This is a genomic window from Streptomyces triculaminicus (assembly GCF_017349075.1).
In the GTDB taxonomy this organism is placed as follows: domain Bacteria; phylum Actinomycetota; class Actinomycetes; order Streptomycetales; family Streptomycetaceae; genus Streptomyces; species Streptomyces triculaminicus.
The window spans coordinates 213,810-232,214 of sequence record NZ_JAFMOF010000003.1; the positions used below are offsets into that span (position 1 = coordinate 213,810).

The 18,405-nt window shown below is 72.6% G+C and carries 21 protein-coding genes; 12 read left to right on the forward strand and 9 right to left on the reverse strand.

Annotated elements, in window-relative coordinates; all coding sequences use genetic code 11:
- Positions 1 to 6: 6 nt before the first annotated feature.
- The gene (locus J1792_RS19595; RefSeq protein WP_086569732.1) at positions 7 to 1,116 is read right to left on the reverse strand and encodes a magnesium and cobalt transport protein CorA; all 1,110 of its coding nucleotides are present in this window, start codon (positions 1,114 to 1,116) and stop codon (positions 7 to 9) included.
- A 528-nt stretch (positions 1,117 to 1,644) separates the two neighbouring features.
- On the opposite strand from J1792_RS19595, the gene J1792_RS19600 reads away from it, so the two are divergent.
- The 4 genes from J1792_RS19600 (at position 1,645) to J1792_RS19615 (ending at position 4,776) form a co-directional block, all read left to right on the forward strand.
- Entirely contained in the window at positions 1,645 to 2,241 is a 597-nt protein-coding gene (locus tag J1792_RS19600) for a suppressor of fused domain protein (protein WP_086569730.1), read from the forward strand.
- Positions 2,242 to 2,352: 111 nt separating this feature from the next.
- Positions 2,353 to 2,994, forward strand: coding sequence for a DUF6758 family protein (locus tag J1792_RS19605; protein WP_086569728.1), 642 nt, complete (start codon positions 2,353 to 2,355; stop codon positions 2,992 to 2,994).
- Positions 2,995 to 3,116: 122 nt separating this feature from the next.
- Positions 3,117 to 3,980, forward strand: a complete 864-nt coding sequence (locus tag J1792_RS19610; protein ID WP_207247907.1) for a PHP domain-containing protein — start codon at positions 3,117 to 3,119, stop codon at positions 3,978 to 3,980.
- 190 nt (positions 3,981 to 4,170) lie between these two features.
- Positions 4,171 to 4,776, forward strand: a complete 606-nt coding sequence (locus J1792_RS19615) for a MarC family protein (RefSeq protein ID WP_086569725.1) — start codon at positions 4,171 to 4,173, stop codon at positions 4,774 to 4,776.
- A 105-nt stretch (positions 4,777 to 4,881) separates the two neighbouring features.
- Here the strand turns inward: J1792_RS19615 and J1792_RS19620 are convergent, their stop codons facing one another.
- Positions 4,882 to 5,034 (reverse strand): DUF8834 family protein, encoded by a 153-nt coding sequence (locus J1792_RS19620; protein WP_086569723.1) that lies wholly within the window; start codon positions 5,032 to 5,034, stop codon positions 4,882 to 4,884.
- Between the two features lie 138 nt (positions 5,035 to 5,172).
- On the opposite strand from J1792_RS19620, the gene J1792_RS19625 reads away from it, so the two are divergent.
- Both J1792_RS19625 and J1792_RS19630 read left to right on the forward strand, forming a co-directional pair.
- Positions 5,173 to 6,105, forward strand: coding sequence for an NYN domain-containing protein (locus J1792_RS19625; RefSeq protein ID WP_086569722.1), 933 nt, complete (start codon positions 5,173 to 5,175; stop codon positions 6,103 to 6,105).
- Between the two features lie 106 nt (positions 6,106 to 6,211).
- Positions 6,212 to 6,997 (forward strand): VOC family protein, encoded by a 786-nt coding sequence (locus tag J1792_RS19630; protein ID WP_086569720.1) that lies wholly within the window; start codon positions 6,212 to 6,214, stop codon positions 6,995 to 6,997.
- Positions 6,998 to 7,043: 46 nt separating this feature from the next.
- Here J1792_RS19630 and J1792_RS19635 read toward each other — a convergent pair whose 3' ends face one another.
- Positions 7,044 to 7,709, reverse strand: a complete 666-nt coding sequence (locus J1792_RS19635) for a TetR/AcrR family transcriptional regulator (RefSeq protein WP_086569718.1) — start codon at positions 7,707 to 7,709, stop codon at positions 7,044 to 7,046.
- Positions 7,710 to 7,853: 144 nt separating this feature from the next.
- Here J1792_RS19635 and J1792_RS19640 point away from each other — a divergent pair, with 144 nt between their 5' ends.
- Both J1792_RS19640 and J1792_RS19645 read left to right on the forward strand, forming a co-directional pair.
- The gene (locus J1792_RS19640; RefSeq protein WP_242646310.1) at positions 7,854 to 8,156 is read left to right on the forward strand and encodes an efflux MFS transporter permease; all 303 of its coding nucleotides are present in this window, start codon (positions 7,854 to 7,856) and stop codon (positions 8,154 to 8,156) included.
- 83 nt (positions 8,157 to 8,239) lie between these two features.
- Positions 8,240 to 9,076 (forward strand): SDR family oxidoreductase, encoded by an 837-nt coding sequence (locus J1792_RS19645; protein WP_207247908.1) that lies wholly within the window; start codon positions 8,240 to 8,242, stop codon positions 9,074 to 9,076.
- Between the two features lie 32 nt (positions 9,077 to 9,108).
- Here J1792_RS19645 and J1792_RS19650 read toward each other — a convergent pair whose 3' ends face one another.
- Together J1792_RS19650 and J1792_RS19655 are read right to left on the reverse strand one after the other, a co-directional pair.
- The gene (locus J1792_RS19650) at positions 9,109 to 10,014 is read right to left on the reverse strand and encodes an alpha/beta fold hydrolase (protein WP_086569714.1); all 906 of its coding nucleotides are present in this window, start codon (positions 10,012 to 10,014) and stop codon (positions 9,109 to 9,111) included.
- Between the two features lie 82 nt (positions 10,015 to 10,096).
- The gene (locus J1792_RS19655) at positions 10,097 to 12,481 is read right to left on the reverse strand and encodes a DEAD/DEAH box helicase (protein WP_278186351.1); all 2,385 of its coding nucleotides are present in this window, start codon (positions 12,479 to 12,481) and stop codon (positions 10,097 to 10,099) included.
- 513 nt (positions 12,482 to 12,994) lie between these two features.
- Here J1792_RS19655 and J1792_RS19660 point away from each other — a divergent pair.
- Positions 12,995 to 13,741, forward strand: coding sequence for a ferritin-like fold-containing protein (locus J1792_RS19660; RefSeq protein ID WP_086569710.1), 747 nt, complete (start codon positions 12,995 to 12,997; stop codon positions 13,739 to 13,741).
- A 52-nt stretch (positions 13,742 to 13,793) separates the two neighbouring features.
- Here the strand turns inward: J1792_RS19660 and J1792_RS19665 are convergent, their stop codons facing one another.
- The 4 genes from J1792_RS19665 to J1792_RS19680 all read right to left on the reverse strand — a co-directional run bounded on the left by J1792_RS19665 (position 13,794) and on the right by J1792_RS19680 (position 15,691).
- Entirely contained in the window at positions 13,794 to 14,072 is a 279-nt protein-coding gene (locus tag J1792_RS19665; RefSeq protein ID WP_179198883.1) for a hypothetical protein, read from the reverse strand.
- 174 nt (positions 14,073 to 14,246) lie between these two features.
- A complete protein-coding gene (locus tag J1792_RS19670; RefSeq protein ID WP_086569708.1) occupies positions 14,247 to 14,474 on the reverse strand; it encodes a DUF3107 domain-containing protein in 228 nt (75 codons plus the stop codon).
- 166 nt (positions 14,475 to 14,640) lie between these two features.
- Positions 14,641 to 15,279: a TetR/AcrR family transcriptional regulator gene (locus J1792_RS19675; RefSeq protein WP_207247910.1), complete on the reverse strand. Its 639-nt coding sequence runs from the start codon at positions 15,277 to 15,279 to the stop codon at positions 14,641 to 14,643.
- Positions 15,280 to 15,460: 181 nt separating this feature from the next.
- A complete protein-coding gene (locus tag J1792_RS19680; RefSeq protein ID WP_086569706.1) occupies positions 15,461 to 15,691 on the reverse strand; it encodes an Rv3202a family protein in 231 nt (76 codons plus the stop codon).
- Between the two features lie 140 nt (positions 15,692 to 15,831).
- On the opposite strand from J1792_RS19680, the gene J1792_RS19685 reads away from it, so the two are divergent.
- The 3 genes from J1792_RS19685 (at position 15,832) to J1792_RS35840 (ending at position 18,326) form a co-directional block, all read left to right on the forward strand.
- A complete protein-coding gene (locus J1792_RS19685; protein WP_086569704.1) occupies positions 15,832 to 16,818 on the forward strand; it encodes an alpha/beta fold hydrolase in 987 nt (328 codons plus the stop codon).
- Positions 16,811 to 18,130, forward strand: coding sequence for a DUF3152 domain-containing protein (locus tag J1792_RS19690; protein WP_207247911.1), 1,320 nt, complete (start codon positions 16,811 to 16,813; stop codon positions 18,128 to 18,130). The genes J1792_RS19685 and J1792_RS19690 overlap by 8 nt, the downstream gene beginning before the upstream one ends.
- 103 nt (positions 18,131 to 18,233) lie before the next feature.
- Complete coding sequence (locus J1792_RS35840) at positions 18,234 to 18,326, forward strand: Ms4533A family Cys-rich leader peptide (protein ID WP_342749518.1); 93 nt, start codon at positions 18,234 to 18,236, stop codon at positions 18,324 to 18,326.
- The last annotated feature ends 79 nt before the right edge of the window (positions 18,327 to 18,405 follow it).

Consider the following 18,405-nt stretch of genomic DNA (forward strand, 5'->3'; position numbering starts at 1 on the left):
GGGGGCCTACAGCCAGCCGTTCCGCTTGAACCCGCGGTGGATCGTCACGCAGATCGCGACCGTGACGACCATGACCGCCGGATAGCCGTACTTCCAGTGCAGCTCCGGCATGTAGTCGAAGTTCATGCCGTAGATCCCGGCGATCATCGTGGGAACGGCGAAGATCGCCGCCCATGAGGTGATCTTGCGCATGTCCTCGTTCTGCGCCACGGACGCCTGCGCGAGGTTGGCCTGGAGGATGGAGTTCAGCAGGTCGTCGAAGGAGACCACCTGCTCGTGCACGCGCGCCAGGTGGTCGGCGACGTCGCGGAAGTACTTCTGGATGTCGGGGTCGACCAGCCGCATCGGGCGCTCGCTCAGCAGCTGCATCGGCCGGATCAGCGGGGTGACGGCCCGCTTGAACTCCAGCACCTCGCGCTTGAGCTGGTAGATGCGGCCCGCGTCGCCGCCCCGGCGGGATCCCTTGCCGGGGTCGGAGAAGACATCGATCTCCACCTCGTCGATGTCGTCCTGCACGGCGTCGGCGACAGCTATGTAGCCGTCCACCACCTGGTCGGCGATGGCGTGCAGCACGGCCGAGGGGCCCTTGGCGAGCAGCTGGGGGTCGTCCTGCAGCCGGTGGCGCAGCGCGCGGAGCGAGCCCTGGCCGCCGTGCCGGACGGTGATGATGAAGTCCGGGCCGGTGAAGCACATCACCTCGCCGGTCTCCACCACCTCGCTGGTGGCGGTCAGTTCGGCGTGCTCCACGTAGTGGATGGTCTTGAAGACGGTGAAGAGCGTGTCGTCGTAGCGCTCGAGCTTGGGCCGCTGGTGGGCGTGGACCGCGTCCTCGACGGCCAGCGGGTGCAGCCCGAACTCGCGGGCGATCCCGGCGAACTCGTGCTCCGCCGGCTCGTGCAGCCCGATCCAGGCGAAGCCGCCCTCGGTGCGCACCCGGCGCATGGCCTCGGCGGGGCTGATGTGGTCGCCGACGCGCTTGCCGTCGCGGTAGACGGCGCAGTCCACGACCGCGCTGTTGGTGGCGGGGTCGCGGGTGGCGTCGTAGGCGCCGCCCTGGCTGGGCACCCGGCGCAGGGCGGGACGGACGGCGGCACGCAGGTCGCGGATCATCGACATCGGCTGGCTCCTTCACGGGCCGGCCGTCAGCGCGGGGCGCGGTGCGCAAGCGCTGCCTGAAAACGTGGACGTGGTGTTCCGTGGGGGTACGTCCGCAATTCGGGCGGCGCTTCGGGCGATGCGCGGGGCTGACGGCAGTTCGCGGAGAACGTCGGTAAGAAAACGGGACAAAGCGGGAGAGGCGCTCTTCCGTCAACTGCCGCGGGCGTGAAGGGGCTTCCGTGAGGCGGTGCCGGCGCGGGGGCCGGGCGCGGAAGGCTTCAGATCACGTGGAGACTCACGCGGTGACCCACCGGGTGGCTCACTCGGTGACGTGCGTCCGGAGCGGTGAAGACGGGAGAACTGTCGGTACTGCACGGTCGACTAGGATCCACCGCAGCCCCACCTCCTCCGGCCGGTCCCCGCTGGGGGACGAACGTAGCGCGCTGACCAAAGGTCAAGGCGGGTTCCAGGCTAGCAGCCGCTCGACGCGTCAAGCCCCCCTGAGGCCCGCCTTTGCCCGTTCGATACGCGTTCTATGCTCACGGCATGTCAGACGTTCTCGCATTGGTCGAGGCCCGGCTGCTCATGGCCCTCGGTACGCCGGACGCGCGTGCCGCGGTGACCTTCCTGGGCGCGGACCGGATCGAAGTCCTTCGCTTCACCGGCGCCGACGAGGGCGGGGACATCGTCCGCTACGTCACCCTCGGCATGTCGGCCCAGCCCATGACCGACCCCACGGCCACCGTCGTCGATCACCTGCGCGGCCCCCGCGCGGAGCTGGTCCTCTCCGTCCGCAGGGGCCGCGCCGACACCGACAAGGTGCTCCGCCCGCTGGCGGTGCTCGCCGCCTCCCCGCAGGTGGAGGGCGTCGTCGTGGCGCCCGGCGCCTCGCTGGACACCGGCGAGCCGCTGTGGCCGGGCGCATCGTTCACCTCCGTGCTCGTCGGCGAGTCCGGCGGGCTGGTGGAGGACCTGGAGCTGGACGAGCCGATGGACCCGGTCCGCTTCCTCCCCCTGCTTCCCATGACCCCCAACGAGGCCGCGTGGAAGCGGGTGCAGGGCGCCGCGGCCCTGGAGGAACGGTGGCTGCGGCACGGCACCGACCTGCGCGACCCGCTGCGGTCCGGGGTTCCGCTGGGCTGAGCGGGCCCGTGGGGCGGCAGGGGCGGGACGGCCAAAAACGTCGGACGGCCTCGACTCCGGACGGGTGATCGTCCTTGACGCGGGGGCGGCCTGGTAGGACCGTTGGAGGCTATGAGGGGCGAACCCAGTTGCCCGAAGTGCGGTGGCCGGGTGCGCGCGCCCGGTCTCTTCGCCGACTCCTGGCAGTGCAGCGTGCACGGTACGGTCCACCCCCTGCAGCCGGTCGTCCCGCCGAGCGTCGAGGCGCTGGCCGTCGTGGTCAACCGGGCACAGGTGCCCGTGTGGATGCCGTGGCCGCTGCCCGTGGGCTGGCTCTTCACCGGCGTGGGCAGCGCGGGCGACGACCGCAGCGGGGGCCGGGCCACCGCCGTCGCCTGTACGGGGCCGAGTCCGCTGGGCGGCCCCGGTGAGCTGCTGCTCGTCGCCGAGGAGCTGGGCGTGGGGCTCGGCGCCCGCTACGCCGGCGTCGACGGCCCCGACCCCGGCCCGTACCTGGCGGTGGACCGCTCCCCGCACGCCAAGGTCCACGCGGCGGGCCGCCCCACCCCCCTGTGGCACGTCGACAAGGCCCCCGGCGACCGGGCCGTCTTCGCGGGCGAGGCGCTGGGGCTGTGGCTGTGGGCGATCGTGTGGCCGGAGAGCTCGGGGCTGCTGATGTACGACGAGCTGGTGCTGACGGACCTGCGCGACGCGGGGGCCGAGGTGGACCTGCTGCCCTGCGGGGCGCTGTCACCGCGCATCCTGTCGCCCTGAGCGGTGCGGCCGGCCGACGACGGTCGCCGCCCACGGTCGCCGCTGAGCGGCCGGATCATGTTCTGACGGCGGTTATCCTGAACCGGTCCAGTTACGTTCCACCCGCCGTTGGGAGCAGTGTCGTGCGCATCGATCTGCACACCCACTCCACGGCGTCGGACGGTACGGACACCCCCGCCGAGCTGGTCCGGAACGCGGCCGCCGCCGGGCTGGACGTCGTCGCCCTGACCGACCACGACGGGGTCGGCGGCCACGCCGAGGCCATCGCCGCCCTGCCCGAGGGGCTCACCCTCGTCACGGGCGCCGAGCTCTCCTGCCGCCGGAACGGCCCGAACGGCTTCAGCGTCCACATGCTGGCCTACCTCTTCGACCCGCTGGAGCCCGAGCTGGCGCGCGAGCGGGAGCTCGTCCGCGACGACCGCGTGCCCCGCGCGCGGGCCATGGTCGTCAGGCTCAACGAGCTCGGCGTGCCGGTCACCTGGGAGCGCGTCGCCGAGATCGCCGGGGACGGCGCCGTCGGCCGCCCGCACGTGGCCACCGCCATGGTCGAGCTGGGTGTCGTGGACAGCGTCTCCGACGCCTTCACCTCCGAGTGGCTCGGCGGTCACGGCCGTGCCTTCGTCGAGAAGCACGAACTCGATCCCTTCGAAGCGATCCGGCTGGTCAAGGCCGCCGGCGGCGTCACCGTCCTCGCGCACCCGCTGGCGCTCCAGCGCGGCAACTGCGTCTCCGAGAGCGCGATAGCCGAGCTGGCCTCGGCCGGACTCGACGGCGTCGAGGTGGACCACATGGACCACGACGCCGCCACGCGCGCCCGGCTGCGCGGCCTCGCCGCCGAGCTCGGCCTGCTGACCACCGGTTCCAGCGACTACCACGGCAGCCGCAAGACCTGCCGGCTCGGCGAGTTCACGACCGACCCGGAGATCTACGGCGAGATCACGCGCCGCGCGACGGGCGCCTTCCCCGTCCCGGGCGCCGGGGGCTGACCACCCCACGCGTCGGACCCGTACGCCGCGCCCCGGCGTCCGGGCGCCCGTGCCCCACGGTCCGTCGTCCGGAGTCCGTACGCCCGGATCCGCCGCACTCCCGCACCCGTCCTACGACGGCGTTCGCGACCGTGCTCCTGACTTCTCCCTCCCTGCTCTCTGCTCGCACCACTCCCGCAAGGCCCTCACTGTGTTCGACATCGCTGTCTTCGGATCCCTCTTTCTCACCCTTTTTGTGATCATGGACCCGCCCGGGGTCACGCCGATCTTCCTCGCGCTGACCGCGGGCCGCCCCGTCAAGACGCAGAAGCGCATGGCGTGGCAGGCGGCCACGGTCGCCTTCGGCGTGATCACCATCTTCGGCATCTGCGGCCAGCAGATCCTCGACTACCTGCACATCACCACCCCCGCGCTGATGATCGCGGGCGGGCTGCTCCTGCTGCTGATCGCGCTGGACCTGCTGACCGGCAAGTCCGAGGAGCCGACCCAGACCAAGGACGTCAACGTCGCGCTGGTGCCGCTGGGCATGCCGCTGCTGGCCGGGCCCGGCGCGATCGTCTCCGTGATCCTCGCCGTGCAGCACGCCGACTCCTTCAAGGGCCAGGTCTCGGTGTGGTGCGCGATCGCCGCCATCCACGTGGTGCTGTGGGTGGTGATGCGCAACTCGCTGCTGATCATCCGCGTGATCAAGGACGGCGGCGTGGTGCTGGTGACGCGGCTCGCCGGCATGATGCTCTCCGCGCTGGCCGTGCAGCAGATCATCAACGGCATCACGCAGGTCATCGCCTCCCACTGAGGCGCTGCGGCCGCGTCCGTACGCGACCCGGCGGCCCCGCGTACAGAACACCCCCGTACGGTCCTTTCCGTACGGGGGTGTTCTGTACGCGCTGCGCGGGAAGCGTTACCGGACCGCGGTGTCGGCCGGGCGGATGTAGATGCGCTGGCCGATGGAGGCGGCCTGCTGCACGATCCGGTTGACGGAGGCGGCGTCCACGACGGTGCTGTCGACGGCGGTTCCGTCGACGTCGTCCAGGCGCATGATTTCGAAGCGCAAGGCACTTCTCCCTTCGTCTGATCCTCCTGAGGAGAACTTTTATGAACAGTGACGCGCGCGGCGACGCTGCGGCGCGTTTCATACGTGTCCAACGAGGAGACCCGAGCAAACATTCCCTACGCTAAAGAAATTATTGATATGTCTAACTACTCGCCCCGCGAGCTGGCCGAGATCGCCTCAGGCATCGAGCGCACCAACGAGCTGCTCACCCGAGTCCTGGCCGAGGTCGCGACCACACCCTCCACCCACGCGGTCTTCGTGGACGCCGGCTACGTCTACGCCGCCGCCGGCCGCCTCGTCGCCGGCACCGAGGACCGGCGCACCTTCGAGCTCGACGCCGAAGGGATCATCGAGGCCTTCATCGACAAGGCCCGCTCGATCTTTCCCGACAGCCGGCTGCTGCGCGTCTACTGGTACGACGGCGCCCGCCGCCGCATCCACACCGCCGAACAACAGCGCATCGCCGAGCTCCCCGACGTCAAGGTCCGCCTCGGCAACCTCAACGCCAACAACCAGCAGAAGGGCGTCGACTCCCTCATCCGCACCGACCTGGAGTCCCTCGCCCGGCACCGCGCGATCAGCGACGCCGTGCTCATCGGCGGCGACGAGGACCTCGTCTCGGCCGTCGAGGCCGCCCAGGGCTACGGCGCCCGCGTCCACCTGTGGGGCATCGAGGCCCTCGGCGGGCGCAACCAGGCCGAGCCGCTGCTGTGGGAGGTCGACAGCCAGCGCACCTTCGACCTCGAGTTCTGCAAGCCGTACGTGACCCGGCGCACCCTCCACGAGCAGCCCTTCGGCCTCGCCGACGACGCGGGCCGGACCGGCGGCCCCGTGCCCTCCCGCGACGACGTCCGCTTCGTCGGCGCCCGGGTGGCGGCCCAGTGGCTCGGACAGCGCGGCCGCGTCCCGCTCGCCGAACTGCTGCCCGGCCACCCCTACCTCCCCGGCACCGTCGACCAGGAGCTGCTCGTCGAGGCCGAGTCACTGCTGGGCCTGTCCCTGCGCGGCCACGCCGACCTGCGCCGGGCCCTGCGGGACGGGTTCTGGGACCACCTGCGCACGCAGTTCTGAACGAACCGCCCCGCGCCGCGCGCGCCGGAATGCGCGGGAAGGAGGTGAGTGGAACCCTGACAGGGAGCACCGGTGCGGCACCGACACAGAGACGAGGCGATCGGCCATGGCGGCCACTGACCGCGTGGTGGGGCTCGGCCAGCCCTGCTGGGTGAGCCTGATGACCGCCGACCTTTCCGCGGCGCAGAACTTCTACGGGGCGGTGCTGGGCTGGGCCTTCCGCGCCGCCTCCTTCGGCGAGGGCTTCTCCGTGGCGCTCGCCGACGGCAAGCCCGTCGCCGGCCTCACCGACATCGCCCGCCGCATCGGCATGGCCGTCTCCTGGACCAGCTACTTCGCCGTCGGCGACGCCGACATGGTCTCGGCGCGGGTGCGCGAGCGCGGGGGCACCGTCGCCGTGGGCCCGCTTGCCGTCGGCAGCGGCCGGGTGGTCCTGGCCGCCGACCCGGCGGGGGCCGTCTTCGGCTTCTGGGAGGGCCGCAACGTCCCCGACTGGGGCATCGGCAAGGGCGCCGCCCCCGCCTGGCTCGAGCTGCGCACCCGGGACGCCTTCGCGGCCGCCATGTTCTACGGCGAGATCTTCGACTGGGCCGTCGACCGGCCGGGCCGCTGCGAGGTCCGCTACGAGGACGAGATGGTGACCGTACGGGCCGGCGGGCACACCGTGGCCTGCCTGCGCGGCGGGGCCATCGAGGCCGACCCCGACCCGCGCATCAGGCCGCGCTGGCACGTCTACTTCCGCGTCGACGACGTGGAGAAGGCCGTGGAATCGGCCCTCGCGGCCGGCGGGGCCGTGGTCAACGAGCCCGGCGGCCCCGGGGCGGGCCGGGAGGCGACGCTGCGCGACCCCGAGGGGGCCATGTTCACGGTCACCTCGAAGACGAGCTGCTGAGACGCCTCTCTTGAGACGCCTCTCGCGCCCCGCTTCCGGCGCGGGCTCAGACGGCCGGCGTGCCCAGGATCCCGTTGAGCAGGACCCGTAGGGCCCAGGCCTCGCGGTCGCCGCCGGACAGGAGGGCCTCCCGCATGGAGGTGATCATCGGGTAGCGGTCGGCCGGCAGGGACGCGTAGTGCCGGTCGATGTCGGCGATGTGGTCCTCCTGGACCATGTCCTTCGCGTTGTAGGCGCTCTGCTCGGCCGCCGACGCGGTGATGTGGAGGTGGAGCAGGTCGACGGCCCAGGCGGCGGTGGTGTCGTCGAGGCCGCCCTGCTTGAGCAGGGCCAGCACGCGGTCGAGGACGAGCAGGGCGTTGGCCCCCTGGGGGATGCCCCCGAGCGCGGTGAGCGCGAGCCCCTCGTGCCGGCCCATCGCCTCGACGGTGGCGGCGACGAGCGCGCGGAGCTGCTCCCGCCAGTCGCCCTCCGAGGTCAGGGGCACCTGCCCCAGGGCCTCGTCGAGCATCGCCGCCATCAGGTCGTCGCGGTTCTTGACGTAGACGTAGAGCGAGGCCGGGCCGGTGTCCAGTTCCTGGGCGACACGGCGCATGGTCAGCGCGTCCAGACCGTCGCGGTCCAGCACCCGCAGCCCCGTCCGCACGATCACGTCGCGGCTCAGCGGGGCTTTGGCGGGCCGCGCGCGGCGACTCATCGGCTGGGTGCTCATGGCGCGAGCCTACCCCTCGACGAACGCCGTTTGGAACGAACGACGTTTGACACGAACAGTGTTCGTTTCCTACGGTGATGTCGCAACGAACGGCGTTCGCCACGATCGACGTTCGTATTCGCCGTCGCTCCGGGAGCCCCCACCATGACCACACTCGCCGCCCCCGCCCCCGCGGCCGCGATCTCCCCACCACGCCGGTGGGCCGTCCTGGCCGTGGTCCTCGCGGCCGAGATCCTCGACCTCCTCGACTCGACGATCACCAACCTCGCCGCGCCGACCATCGCCGCCGACCTCCACGGCGGGGAATCCCTGGTCCAGTGGCTCGGCGCCGGCTCCGGCCAGGCCCACGCCATGGCCGTCAGCCTCCTCCTCGTGGCCGGCGCGACCGGCGTCAGCTGCTGCCTGGTGCGGCTGCTGCCCCGCAACGCGCAGCCCCGGCACCACTGAGATCCCCGGCCGGGCCTCCCGGCGGCCCACCCGGCGGACCTGTCACCTCACCCGACCGACCCAATCAGCGAAAGCAGCACGACATGATCCTGATCACCGGAGGCCGCGGCGCGGTCGCCACCCACCTGCTCACCCTGCTGCGCGAGCACGGCACGCCCGTCCGCGTCGCCTCCTCCGCCCCCGGCGAGCTCGACCTGCCCGAGGACGTTCCGTCGGTCGCGCTCGACCTCACCGACCCGGCGACCTTCCCCGCGGCCCTCGCCGGCGTCACCTCGGTCTTCCTCTACGCCACCGCCGACCACATCACCGAGTTCGCCGACCGGGCCGCCGAGGCCGGAGTCGACCACATCGTGCTGCTCTCGTCCTCCTCGGTGCTCGGCCCCGACCCCGAGGACGACCTGCTCGCCAAGTCCCACCTCGACGTGGAGAAGGCGCTGCTGGCCTCGCCGGTCGCCACCACGATCCTGCGACCGGGCGCCTTCGCCGGCAACGCCGGCGGCTGGGCGTGGTCCATCGCCTCCGGCACCCCCGTGAGCCTGCCGTTCCCCGGCGCCTATGCCGAGCCCGTTCACGAGAAGGACGTGGCCGAGGCCGCCTTCTCCGCCCTCACCGACCCCCGGCACCGCGGCGGCCGGTTCACCCTGACCGGACCCGCCACGATGACCTTCACCGAGCAGATCGACCAGCTCGCCGCGGTCATAGGCCGGCCGATCGCGACCAAGCGCGTCACCCCGGAGGAGTGGAAGAGCGAGATGGCCGCGTACGTCCCCGGCCCCTACGCCGACGCCCTCCTGAACTGGTGGCAGTCCAACGACGGCAAGCCGGGCGAGCCCACCGGCGGCGTCGAGGACCTCACCGGCCACCCCGCCCGCGCCTTCGCCACCTGGGTCGCCGACCACGCCGCCGACTTCACGCGCTGAGCCCGTTCTTCCCTCCTCCGGCCTCAGGCCCTCTACGCCTCGGCTCGCCCCGCTCCGGGCTCCGGATCGGTCGTGCGCCAGAAGCCGACGAGGGCCTCGGCCGTTTCGGCGGGCCGCTCCGCGTTGGGGGAGTGACCCGCGCCCGACACGATCGTGCGGTGCGCCGAGAGCTCCTTGGCCATCTCGGTGATCCTCGGCACCGGCCAGGCGTAGTCGAGCACGCCGGAGATGACGTGCTTGGGCAGCGGCACCGCCGCCAGCTCCGCCGTACGGTCCGGTTCCTCGATCAACTGGCGGCCCGTCGCCATCAGTTGCTCGGGAACGGTCGTCGTCCAGCGCCGGTGCAGGAAGTCCGCCAGCCCCGGCGCCTTGCCGTCCGCCGCCGCGTTCTCGGCGTCCCGGCGCTGCATCTCCCGCCAGACGCTCTCCATGTCGAGGACCGCCAGGGCCTGGATCAGCTCGCGGGTCCGGGCCTGCTGTGTCGCGGAGATCGACCCGGCGCCGCTGCTCATGACGGTCAGCGAGCGGAACGGGGACGCGTCCGCGAGGACGGCGGCGCGGGTGATGAGACCGCCGAGGGAGTGCCCGAGGAGATGGATGCCGGGCCGGCCGTCCTCGGCCGTGAGGGCCGCGGCCTGGGCCAGGACGTCGCGGGCCAACTCGTCCTGGGCGTAGGCGGCTTCGTCGCGGGGCCCGGGCGTCTCGTGCTGTCCGCGCCCGTCCACGGCGACGGCGCGGTAGCCGGCGGCGGCCAGGGGCTCGAGGAGGGCGATGAAGTCCTCCTTGCTGCCGGTGAAGCCCGGTACGAGGAGGACGGTGCCGCGCCGTGGCGACGCGGGGCCCGGGCGCGCGTCGTGGACGGCGAACTCGCCGCGTGCGGTGGCGAGACGGTACGCGCTGGCGCACGCGGGCAGGGTGAGGAACGGGGGCCGGCTCATGCCCCGAGGCTAACGCCGGGGGCTCACGCGCCGCCGGACGGGCTGCGGTTCGCAGCCCGTCCGGCGGTAGGCGTCATGACCGTCAGGCCGAGGCGGCCTTCGGGGCGGCCGTCTTCTTGGCGGTCCGCGTGCGCTTCGGCTTGGCCTCGGCGTCGGCCTCTACCGCCGGGGCGGCGGCCTTCTTGGCGGCCGCGCGCGTGCGCTTGGGCTTCTCCTCCGTCGCCTCGACGACGGCGGCGGCGGCCTTCTTGGTCGTGCGGGTCCGCTTGGGCTTCTCCGCCACGGTCTCGGCGGCCTCGGCCGTCTCGACCGGGGCGACGGCCTTCTTGGCCGTACGGGTCCGCTTGGGCTTCTCCACGACCGTCTCGGCCGCCTCGGCGGTGTCGACGGCGGCGACGGCCTTCTTCGTGGCGGCGCGGGTGCGCTTGGGCTTCTCCGCGACGGCCTCGACGGCCTCGGCCGTCTCGACGGCGGCGGCGGCCTTCTTGGTCGTGCGGGTCCGCTTGGGCTTCTCCGCCACGGTCTCGGCGGCCTCGGCCGTCTCGACCGGGGCGACGGCCTTCTTGGCGGCACGGGTCCGCTTGGGCTTCTCCACGACCGTCTCGGCCGCCTCGGCGGTGTCGACGGCGGCGACGGCCTTCTTCGCGGCGGCGCGGGTGCGCTTGGGCTTCTCCGCGACCACCTCGACGGCCTCGGCCGTCTCGACGACGGCGGCGGCCTTCTTGGCGACGCGCGTGCGCTTGGGCTTCTCCACGACCGTCTCGACCGCCTCGGCGGTGTCGACGACCGCGACGGCCTTCTTCGCCGTACGGGTCCGCTTCGGCTTCTCCGCGGCGGCCACGACCGCCTCGGCGGCCTCGACGACGGCGACAGCCTCGGCCGTCTCCACCGCGGCGACGGCCTTCTTCGCCGTACGGGTGCGCTTCGGCCTGGCCGGAGCCTCCACCGCCACGGCGGGCTCGGCGACCGGCGCAGGGGCCTCCGCCACCACGGGGGTGACCGGGGCGGCGACGGTGACCGGAGCCGAGGACGCGCCATTGCGCGTGCGGCGACGGCGGCGCGGGCGCGCCGGGGTCTCGGGAGCGCCGGAGAGCTCCTCGGCCACCGGAGCGGCCACCGGGGCGGCCGCGGCGGCTGGCGCCGCGGCGGACGTCATGGACGAGCCACCGCGCGTGCGGCGACGCTGGCGCGGGGTGCGGGTGCGCTCCGGGCGCTCCGTACGCTCCTCGGTCTTGGGGCCGCGACCGCGGTCACGGTCGCCACGGCCACGGCCGCCCGGCTCGCCGAGGTCCTCGACCTCCTCGGCCGCGAGCCCGGCCAGCGTCCGCTCGGAACGCGGCAGGATGCCCTTCGTGCCGGCGGGGATGCCGAGCAGCTCGTACAGGTGCGGGGACGTGGAGTACGTCTCCTCCGGCTCGTCGAACGGCAGCTCGAGCGCCTTGTTGATGAGCTTCCAGCGCGGGATGTCGTCCCAGTCGACCAGCGTGACGGCCGTACCCGACTTGCCCGCGCGGCCGGTGCGGCCGACGCGGTGCAGGTAGGTCTTCTCGTCCTCGGGGGTCTGGTAGTTGACGACGTGGGTGACGTCGTCCACGTCGATGCCGCGGGCGGCGACGTCGGTGCAGACCAGGACGTCGACCTTGCCGTTGCGGAAGGCGCGCAGCGCCTGCTCGCGGGCGCCCTGGCCGAGGTCGCCGTGGACGGCGCCGGCGGCGAAGCCGCGGCGGGTCAGCTGCTCGGAGATGTCGGCGGCGGTCCGCTTCGTGCGGCAGAAGATCATCGCGCGGTTGCGGCCCTCCGCCTGCAGGATGCGGGCGACCATCTCCGGCTTGTCCATGTTGTGGGCGCGGAAGATGTGCTGGGCGATGTGGGCGTGGGTCTGGCCCTCGTCGTCCGGCGAGGTGGCGCGGATGTGCGTGGGCTGCGACATGTAGCGCCGCGCGAGGGAGATGACGGCGCCCGGCATGGTGGCCGAGAACAGCATCGTCTGACGCTTGGCGGGGAGCATCGTGATGATGCGCTCGACGTCGGGCAGGAAGCCCAGGTCGAGCATCTCGTCGGCCTCGTCCAGGACGAGCGCCTTGACGTGCGCCAGGCTGAGCTTCTTCTGGCCCGCGAGGTCCAGCAGTCGGCCGGGCGTGCCGACGATCACGTCGACGCCCTTCTTGAGGGCCTCGACCTGGGGCTCGTAGGCGCGGCCGCCGTAGATGGCCTGGACGCGGACGTTACGGACCTTGCCGGCGGTGAGGAGGTCGTTGGTGACCTGCTGGCACAGCTCACGGGTGGGAACCACGATGAGCGCCTGCGCGGCGTCGGTCAGCTGCTCGGGCTTCGCCCGGCCGGCCTCGACGTCGGCGGGGACCACGACGCGCTCCAGCAGGGGCAGGCCGAAGCCCAGGGTCTTTCCGGTGCCGGTCTTGGCCTGGCCGATGACGTCGGAGCCGGAGAGGGCGACCGGGAGCGTCATCTCCTGGATGGGGAACGGATTGACGATGCCGACAGCCTCGAGGGCCTCGGCGGTTTCGGACAGAATCCCGAGTTCGCGGAAAGTGGACAGAATCTTGCCTCTTCTGTGAGACGCGGCGCGTGGCGCACGAAGGGGGTCGTACGAATGTGACGTACGCACCGCGCCGGGTGACGATCCGGCCATGGGGCGACCGGGTGACGCGGGACCACTGCCTTCGCTCGAGCACACGTGCCGCTAGCGGATCCCTCCAGGTGCGTACGTCTCGTACGTACCGCGCGGAGGGCGGTCGGTTTTGTGGAAGCCGATCGGGCCACCGACCGGGCATCCGCTGGTGCCCCGGAGACGCGCCTCCAGAAGACTCAGCATGAGTTCGGCCCGTCGAATACTCGACTGGCCTATTACCACTGTACCCCGGAAAGGCGCATGTGTGTCCGGACAATCCCGTGTCCGGATCCTGAGGAACTGTCTGACCAGGGGCTTCCGCGTGTCGCGCGGGGGGCTATCGTTCGCTGCATGGAGACGCCCGACACGCCAGAGAACGCCACCGAGCCCGTGGCCGAGCTCACCGGAATCGCCGCCCAGGACTGGGCCCACGCCTCCGCCGACCCGCAGTACCGGGCGGCCGTGGTGGATCTGCTCGGCGCCCTCGCCTACGGCGAGCTGGCCGCCTTCGAGCGGCTGGCGGAGGACGCCAAGCTGGCGCCGACCCTGGACGACAAGGCCGCCCTCGCCAAGATGGCCGCGGCGGAGTTCCAGCACTTCCAGCGCCTGCGGGACCGCCTGGAGGCCGTCGACGTGCAGCCGACCGGGGCCATGGAGCCCTTCGCGGCCGGCGTGGACGAGTTCCACCGCCAGACCGCCCCGTCGGACTGGCTCGAGGGCCTGGTCAAGGCCTATGTCGGCGACTCGATCGCCAGTGACTTCTACCGCGAGGTCGCGGCCCGGCTGGACTCCGACACCCGGGCGCTGGTGCTGACGGTGCTGGACGACACGGGGCACGCCACGTTCGCGGTCGAGAAGGTGCGCGCCGCGATCGAGGCCGACCCGCGGGTGGGCGGCCGGCTCGCGCTGTGGGCGCGGCGGCTGATGGGCGAGGCGCTCTCGCAGGCGCAGCGCGTGGTCGCCGAGCGTGACGCGCTGTCGACGATGCTCGTGGGCGGAGTGGCCGGCGGCTTCGACCTCGCGGAGGTCGGGAAGATGTTCTCCCGGATCACCGAGGCGCACACCAAGCGGATGGCCGCGCTCGGCCTGGCGGCGTAACGAAGGACGCGGCAGGGACAACGCGCACCACCGGATCCCGCGGATCCGCCCCTCAGGCCGTGGCTGATCGGCGGGGCCGGGCGGCCGGGCGCAGCAGCAGGGAGACCAGCGCGAGGGCCACGCCCAGCGACACCCCGAGGGTGGCCAGGGTGTGGCCCGGTCCCAGCACCGAGTGGGCCAGCAGGGCGCCGAACAGCGCGGCGCCCGGTCCGGTGGACAGCGCGAGGGCGCGGGAGCGGAACTGTCCGAAGCGCGCGGGAAGCCACCGCAGGGCTCCGTAGGAGACGGCGAGGCCGATCAGGACCGAGCCGAGCGCTTCCCAGAGGATCATGCTCATTCCCTCCCGTGAGTGGCCGAGAAGCGGGGTGCAAATCGGTCGTAGCGGTCTTACCCCATGACCGACCCGGGCAACCCTCGTTCCGGGCCCGGTGTGGCGTACGAACAACGGCGGGGCCCCGGTGAGTTCAGCACCGGGGCCCCGCCGTTCATTTCCGCTGGACGCGGGTCACATGGCGCCGAAGCCGACCTTGCGGACGGTGGGCTCGCCGATCTCCACGTACGCCAGGCGGTCGGCCGGGACCATGACCTTGCGGCCGCGGTCGTCCACCAGGGTCAGCAGCTGCGTCGTGCCGGCCAGCGCCTCGGACACCGCGCGCTCGACCTCCTCGGCAGTCAGCCCGCTCTCCAGAACGATCTCGCGGGGCGCCTGCTGCACGCCGATCTTGACCTCCACGGTCTGTCCCTCCGAAGGTGTGGGGTTCCCCCTTGGCTGAGCCCAGGGGAGGGGTGCGCGGAGCGATCCGCGCCGTACGGTCCACACATTAGCCCGGCACGGGCGCCCGGCCGGGCCCGGTGCGCACGCTCGCAGCGAACACGTGCGACGCGCCCGGGCGCGGGGGTCAGTGCTGCTCGGGGCCGACCTTGGGGAAGCCCGCGATGCCGCGCCAGGCCAGCGAGGTCAGCAGCTGGACCGCGGTCTCGCGGGGCACGGAGCTCTCGCTGGAGAGCCAGTAGCGGGCCACGACCTGCGAGACCCCGCCGAGGCCCACGGCCAGCAGCATCGCCTCGTCCTTCGACAGGCCGGTGTCCTCGGCGACCACGTCGCTGATCGCCTCGGCGCACTCGAGCGAGACGCGCTCGACGCGCTCGCGCACGGCCGGCTCGTTGGTCAGGTCGGACTCGAAGACCAGGCGGAAGGCGCCGCCCTCGTCCTCCACGTACGCGAAGTAGGCGTCCATGGTGGCCGCCACCCGCAGCTTGTTCTCGGAGGTGGAGGCGAGAGCGGTGCGGACGGCCTGGAGGAGGTTCTCGCAGTGCTGGTCCAGCAGCGCCAGATAGAGGTCCAGCTTGCCGGGGAAGTGCTGGTAAAGGACCGGCTTGCTGACGCCCGCGCGCTCGGCGATGTCGTCCATGGCCGCCGCGTGGTAGCCCTGGGCCACGAAGACCTCCTGCGCGGCGCCCAGAAGCTGGTTTCGTCGGGCTCGGCGCGGCAGGCGCGTGCCTCGCGGGCGCGCCTCGGTCTGCTCGATGGCTGTCACGCCGCCTCCCATGATTGTTCCCTGCACGGTGTGCACCGCGCCCGCCATCGTACTTTTGGGTAACCGGGCCGTGCGTGGTCGGAGCGGAGAATTTCACGGACCGGACGCTGTGGGAAGCCGACAAAGTCGACAAGCGGTACACGCCGCCCGTCCGCCCCCGCCCATACCGGCCGGTATGCGGCTAGCGGTAGTCGTCCTCGTCGAGCTCCACCACCCGGGCCTGCTCGACCCGGTCCGCCTCGTTGGCCGAGGCCGGGTCGCCGGTCGGCAGCGCCTCGTCGCGCTGCGGGGCCAGGTCGGCGTGCTGTTCTGCGACGTCGGCCTCCGGGGTCTCGGCGTCGGCGGTGATCACATCGGCTGCCGCGGCGTCCTCGTCCTCGAAGGTGTCCGGGTCGGTCGGGTCGACAGGCATGCGGGATCCCTTTCCAGCATCCAGGATGAGCGCCCTCGTACTCCTTGGTACGAGCCTAGGAGACGCGGACGCGCACCGCCAGGCGATCTGTGACCGCCGCCACAACAGTCCCGGCGTGATCGTCTCGTAACATTGCCCGCATGTCTTCGACCGAGTCGCCGGATGCCCGCGCCGTACCGGTGGTGCCGCCCACGCGGTCATCGCAGGTCAGCGCGGGCGAGAAGCTGCGCACGGTGACCCTGCCCGGGGTCACGCTGACCGTGCGCTCCCGGCCGCCCGCCCGCGAGGGTCTGCCGCCCGCGCTCTACGTCCACGGACTCGGTGGTTCCTCGCAGAACTGGTCCGAGCTGATGGAGCGGCTCGCGGACACCGTCGACGGCGAGGCGCTCGACCTGCCGGGCTTCGGCGACGCGCCGCCCCCGGGGGACGGCGACTACTCCATCACCGGGTACGCACGCGTGGTCATCCGCTACCTCGACGCCTCCGCCCGGGGCCCCGTCCACCTCGTCGGGAACTCGATGGGCGGCGCCGTCGCCACCCGCGTCGCGGCCGTGCGGCCCGACCTGGTCCGCACCCTCACGCTCGTCTCGCCCGCCCTGCCCGAGCTGCGGCCGCAGCGCACGGCGGTGCCCACCGGGCTGCTGGCCGTGCCGGGCGTCGTCTCGCTCTTCGCCCGGATGACGAAGGACTGGAGCCCCGAGCGGCGCACCCGCGAGGTGCTGGCCCTCTGCTACGGCGACCCCTCGCGGGTGTCGCCCGAAGGATTCGCCCTGGCGGTGGCCGAGTACGAGCGACGCCTGGAGCTCCCCTATTTCTGGGAGGTCATGGCCCGCTCGGCGCGCGGCATCGTCGACGCCTACACGCTCGGCGGACAGCATTCGCTGTGGCGTCAGGCGGAGAAGGTCCTTGCCCCTACTCTGCTGGTGTACGGAGTGCGCGACCAGCTCGTCTCCATCCGTATGGCCCGCCGCGCGAGCAAGGCGTTCCGCGACTCGCGGCTGCTGACGCTTCTGCAGGCGGGTCATGTCGCGATGATGGAGGACCCGGACGTGGTGGCTCGCGCCTTCCGGGAACTGCTCGCGGATACCGCCACGACATCTGAACGGAGCGCCCCGCCCCGTGGGTAAACACAGCGCACGCGCCGACCGGCCCCGCCAAGGCTCCGCCGCAGGCTCCGGCCGCCGGGTTCCGGACGGTCAGGGACCGGCCGACCACGGCCCGGGGGAGCTGCCCCCGGTACCCGGTCCGGGATCGGGGCGCAGGCGCGGAGGGGCCTCCGGCGACGACGCCGCGGTGCTCGCGGCCGACTTCGACGCGGGCTTCGGCCCCGACTTCGACGCGGGCTTCAGCGCCGGGCTGCGGACGGGCTCCGGCCCGGAGACGGACGCCGCCGGACGCGAGCAGAGCGCCGGATGGGGCGTCATCGGCGCCCAGCGTGCCCAGGACGCCCCGGCCGGTCAGGTGCCCTCCGGGCGGACGCACTCCGCCACCGGCTTCAGCCCCGGCGGGCTCGACGTCGCCACCCCCACCCGCACCCGGCCGGCCGCGTCGGCGGACGGTCCCGGGCGGCCGCGGGGCCGCGCGGCGACCCGGACCCGCAGCGCCTCGCGCGCGCCGGGCGGCGCCGTGGCCCGCACGGTGACCGGGGTGGCCGCCGCCGTGGTGACGGCCGTGCTGGCGGTCACGGTGGCCGGGCAGGTCGAGGAGACCACCGAGAGCAAGGCGCAGGCGCGCTCCATGGACCTCGCGAAGCGCGGCGGGCCGGACGCCGCCTCCCGTTCGGACAGCAGACCGACACCCAACGGCGGCGTCACGATCCCCGCCACGTACGAGCAGAAGATGGCGCGCGCGTACCCGCTGGACGCCAAGGCGAGCGCCTCGGGTGAATTCGAGACCGTCGAGGGCGGCGAGAAGGCCCCCGGTAAGGGTGAAGTTCTGCGGTACCGCGTTGACGTGGAGAAGGGGCTGCCGCTGGACGCCGCGCTCTTCGCCGACGCCGTGCACCGCACCCTCAACGACGACCGCAGCTGGGGCCACGACGGCAAGCGCACCTTCGAGCGGGTCTCCTCGGGCAAGCCCGACTTCGTGGTGACCCTGGCCAGCCCGCGCACGACGGCCACCTGGTGCGCCAAGTCCGGGCTGGACACCACCGAGGACAACGTCTCCTGCGACTCGGCGGCGACCGACCGGGTGATGATCAACGCCTACCGCTGGGCGCAGGGCTCGCAGACCTACGGCGACGGCCGGATGTACCTCTACCGCCAGATGCTGATCAACCACGAGGTCGGCCACCGGCTCGGCCACGACCACGAGTCGTGCTCCGAGGAGGGCGCGCTCGCCCCCGTGATGATGCAGCAGACGAAGTTCCTCACCTCGGACGGCAAGACCTGCCGGCCCAACCCCTGGCCGCACCCGGAGGCGACCGGCTCGCCGTCCTGAGGCCCGTAGCGGGGCCGGCAGCGCGTCTTCGTATTCGAGACGATTCGTCTCTGGATATGAGACACCTTTGCCACGGGCCGAAAATTCGTTCAGTCTTCTTCGCATGTCGCACCGCCACGCCTCCGAGAACGCCGGCTTCCAGCTGGCGCTGATCGGCGTGGCCGCACACGCTGTCGCCGACATTCACTGTCGCTGAGAAGTACTCCCTTCCGGCAGTTCCCCCTTCACGCGCCACCGCGCCTTTTGGCGTCGCGTCCGCCGGGGGCGGTCCGCGG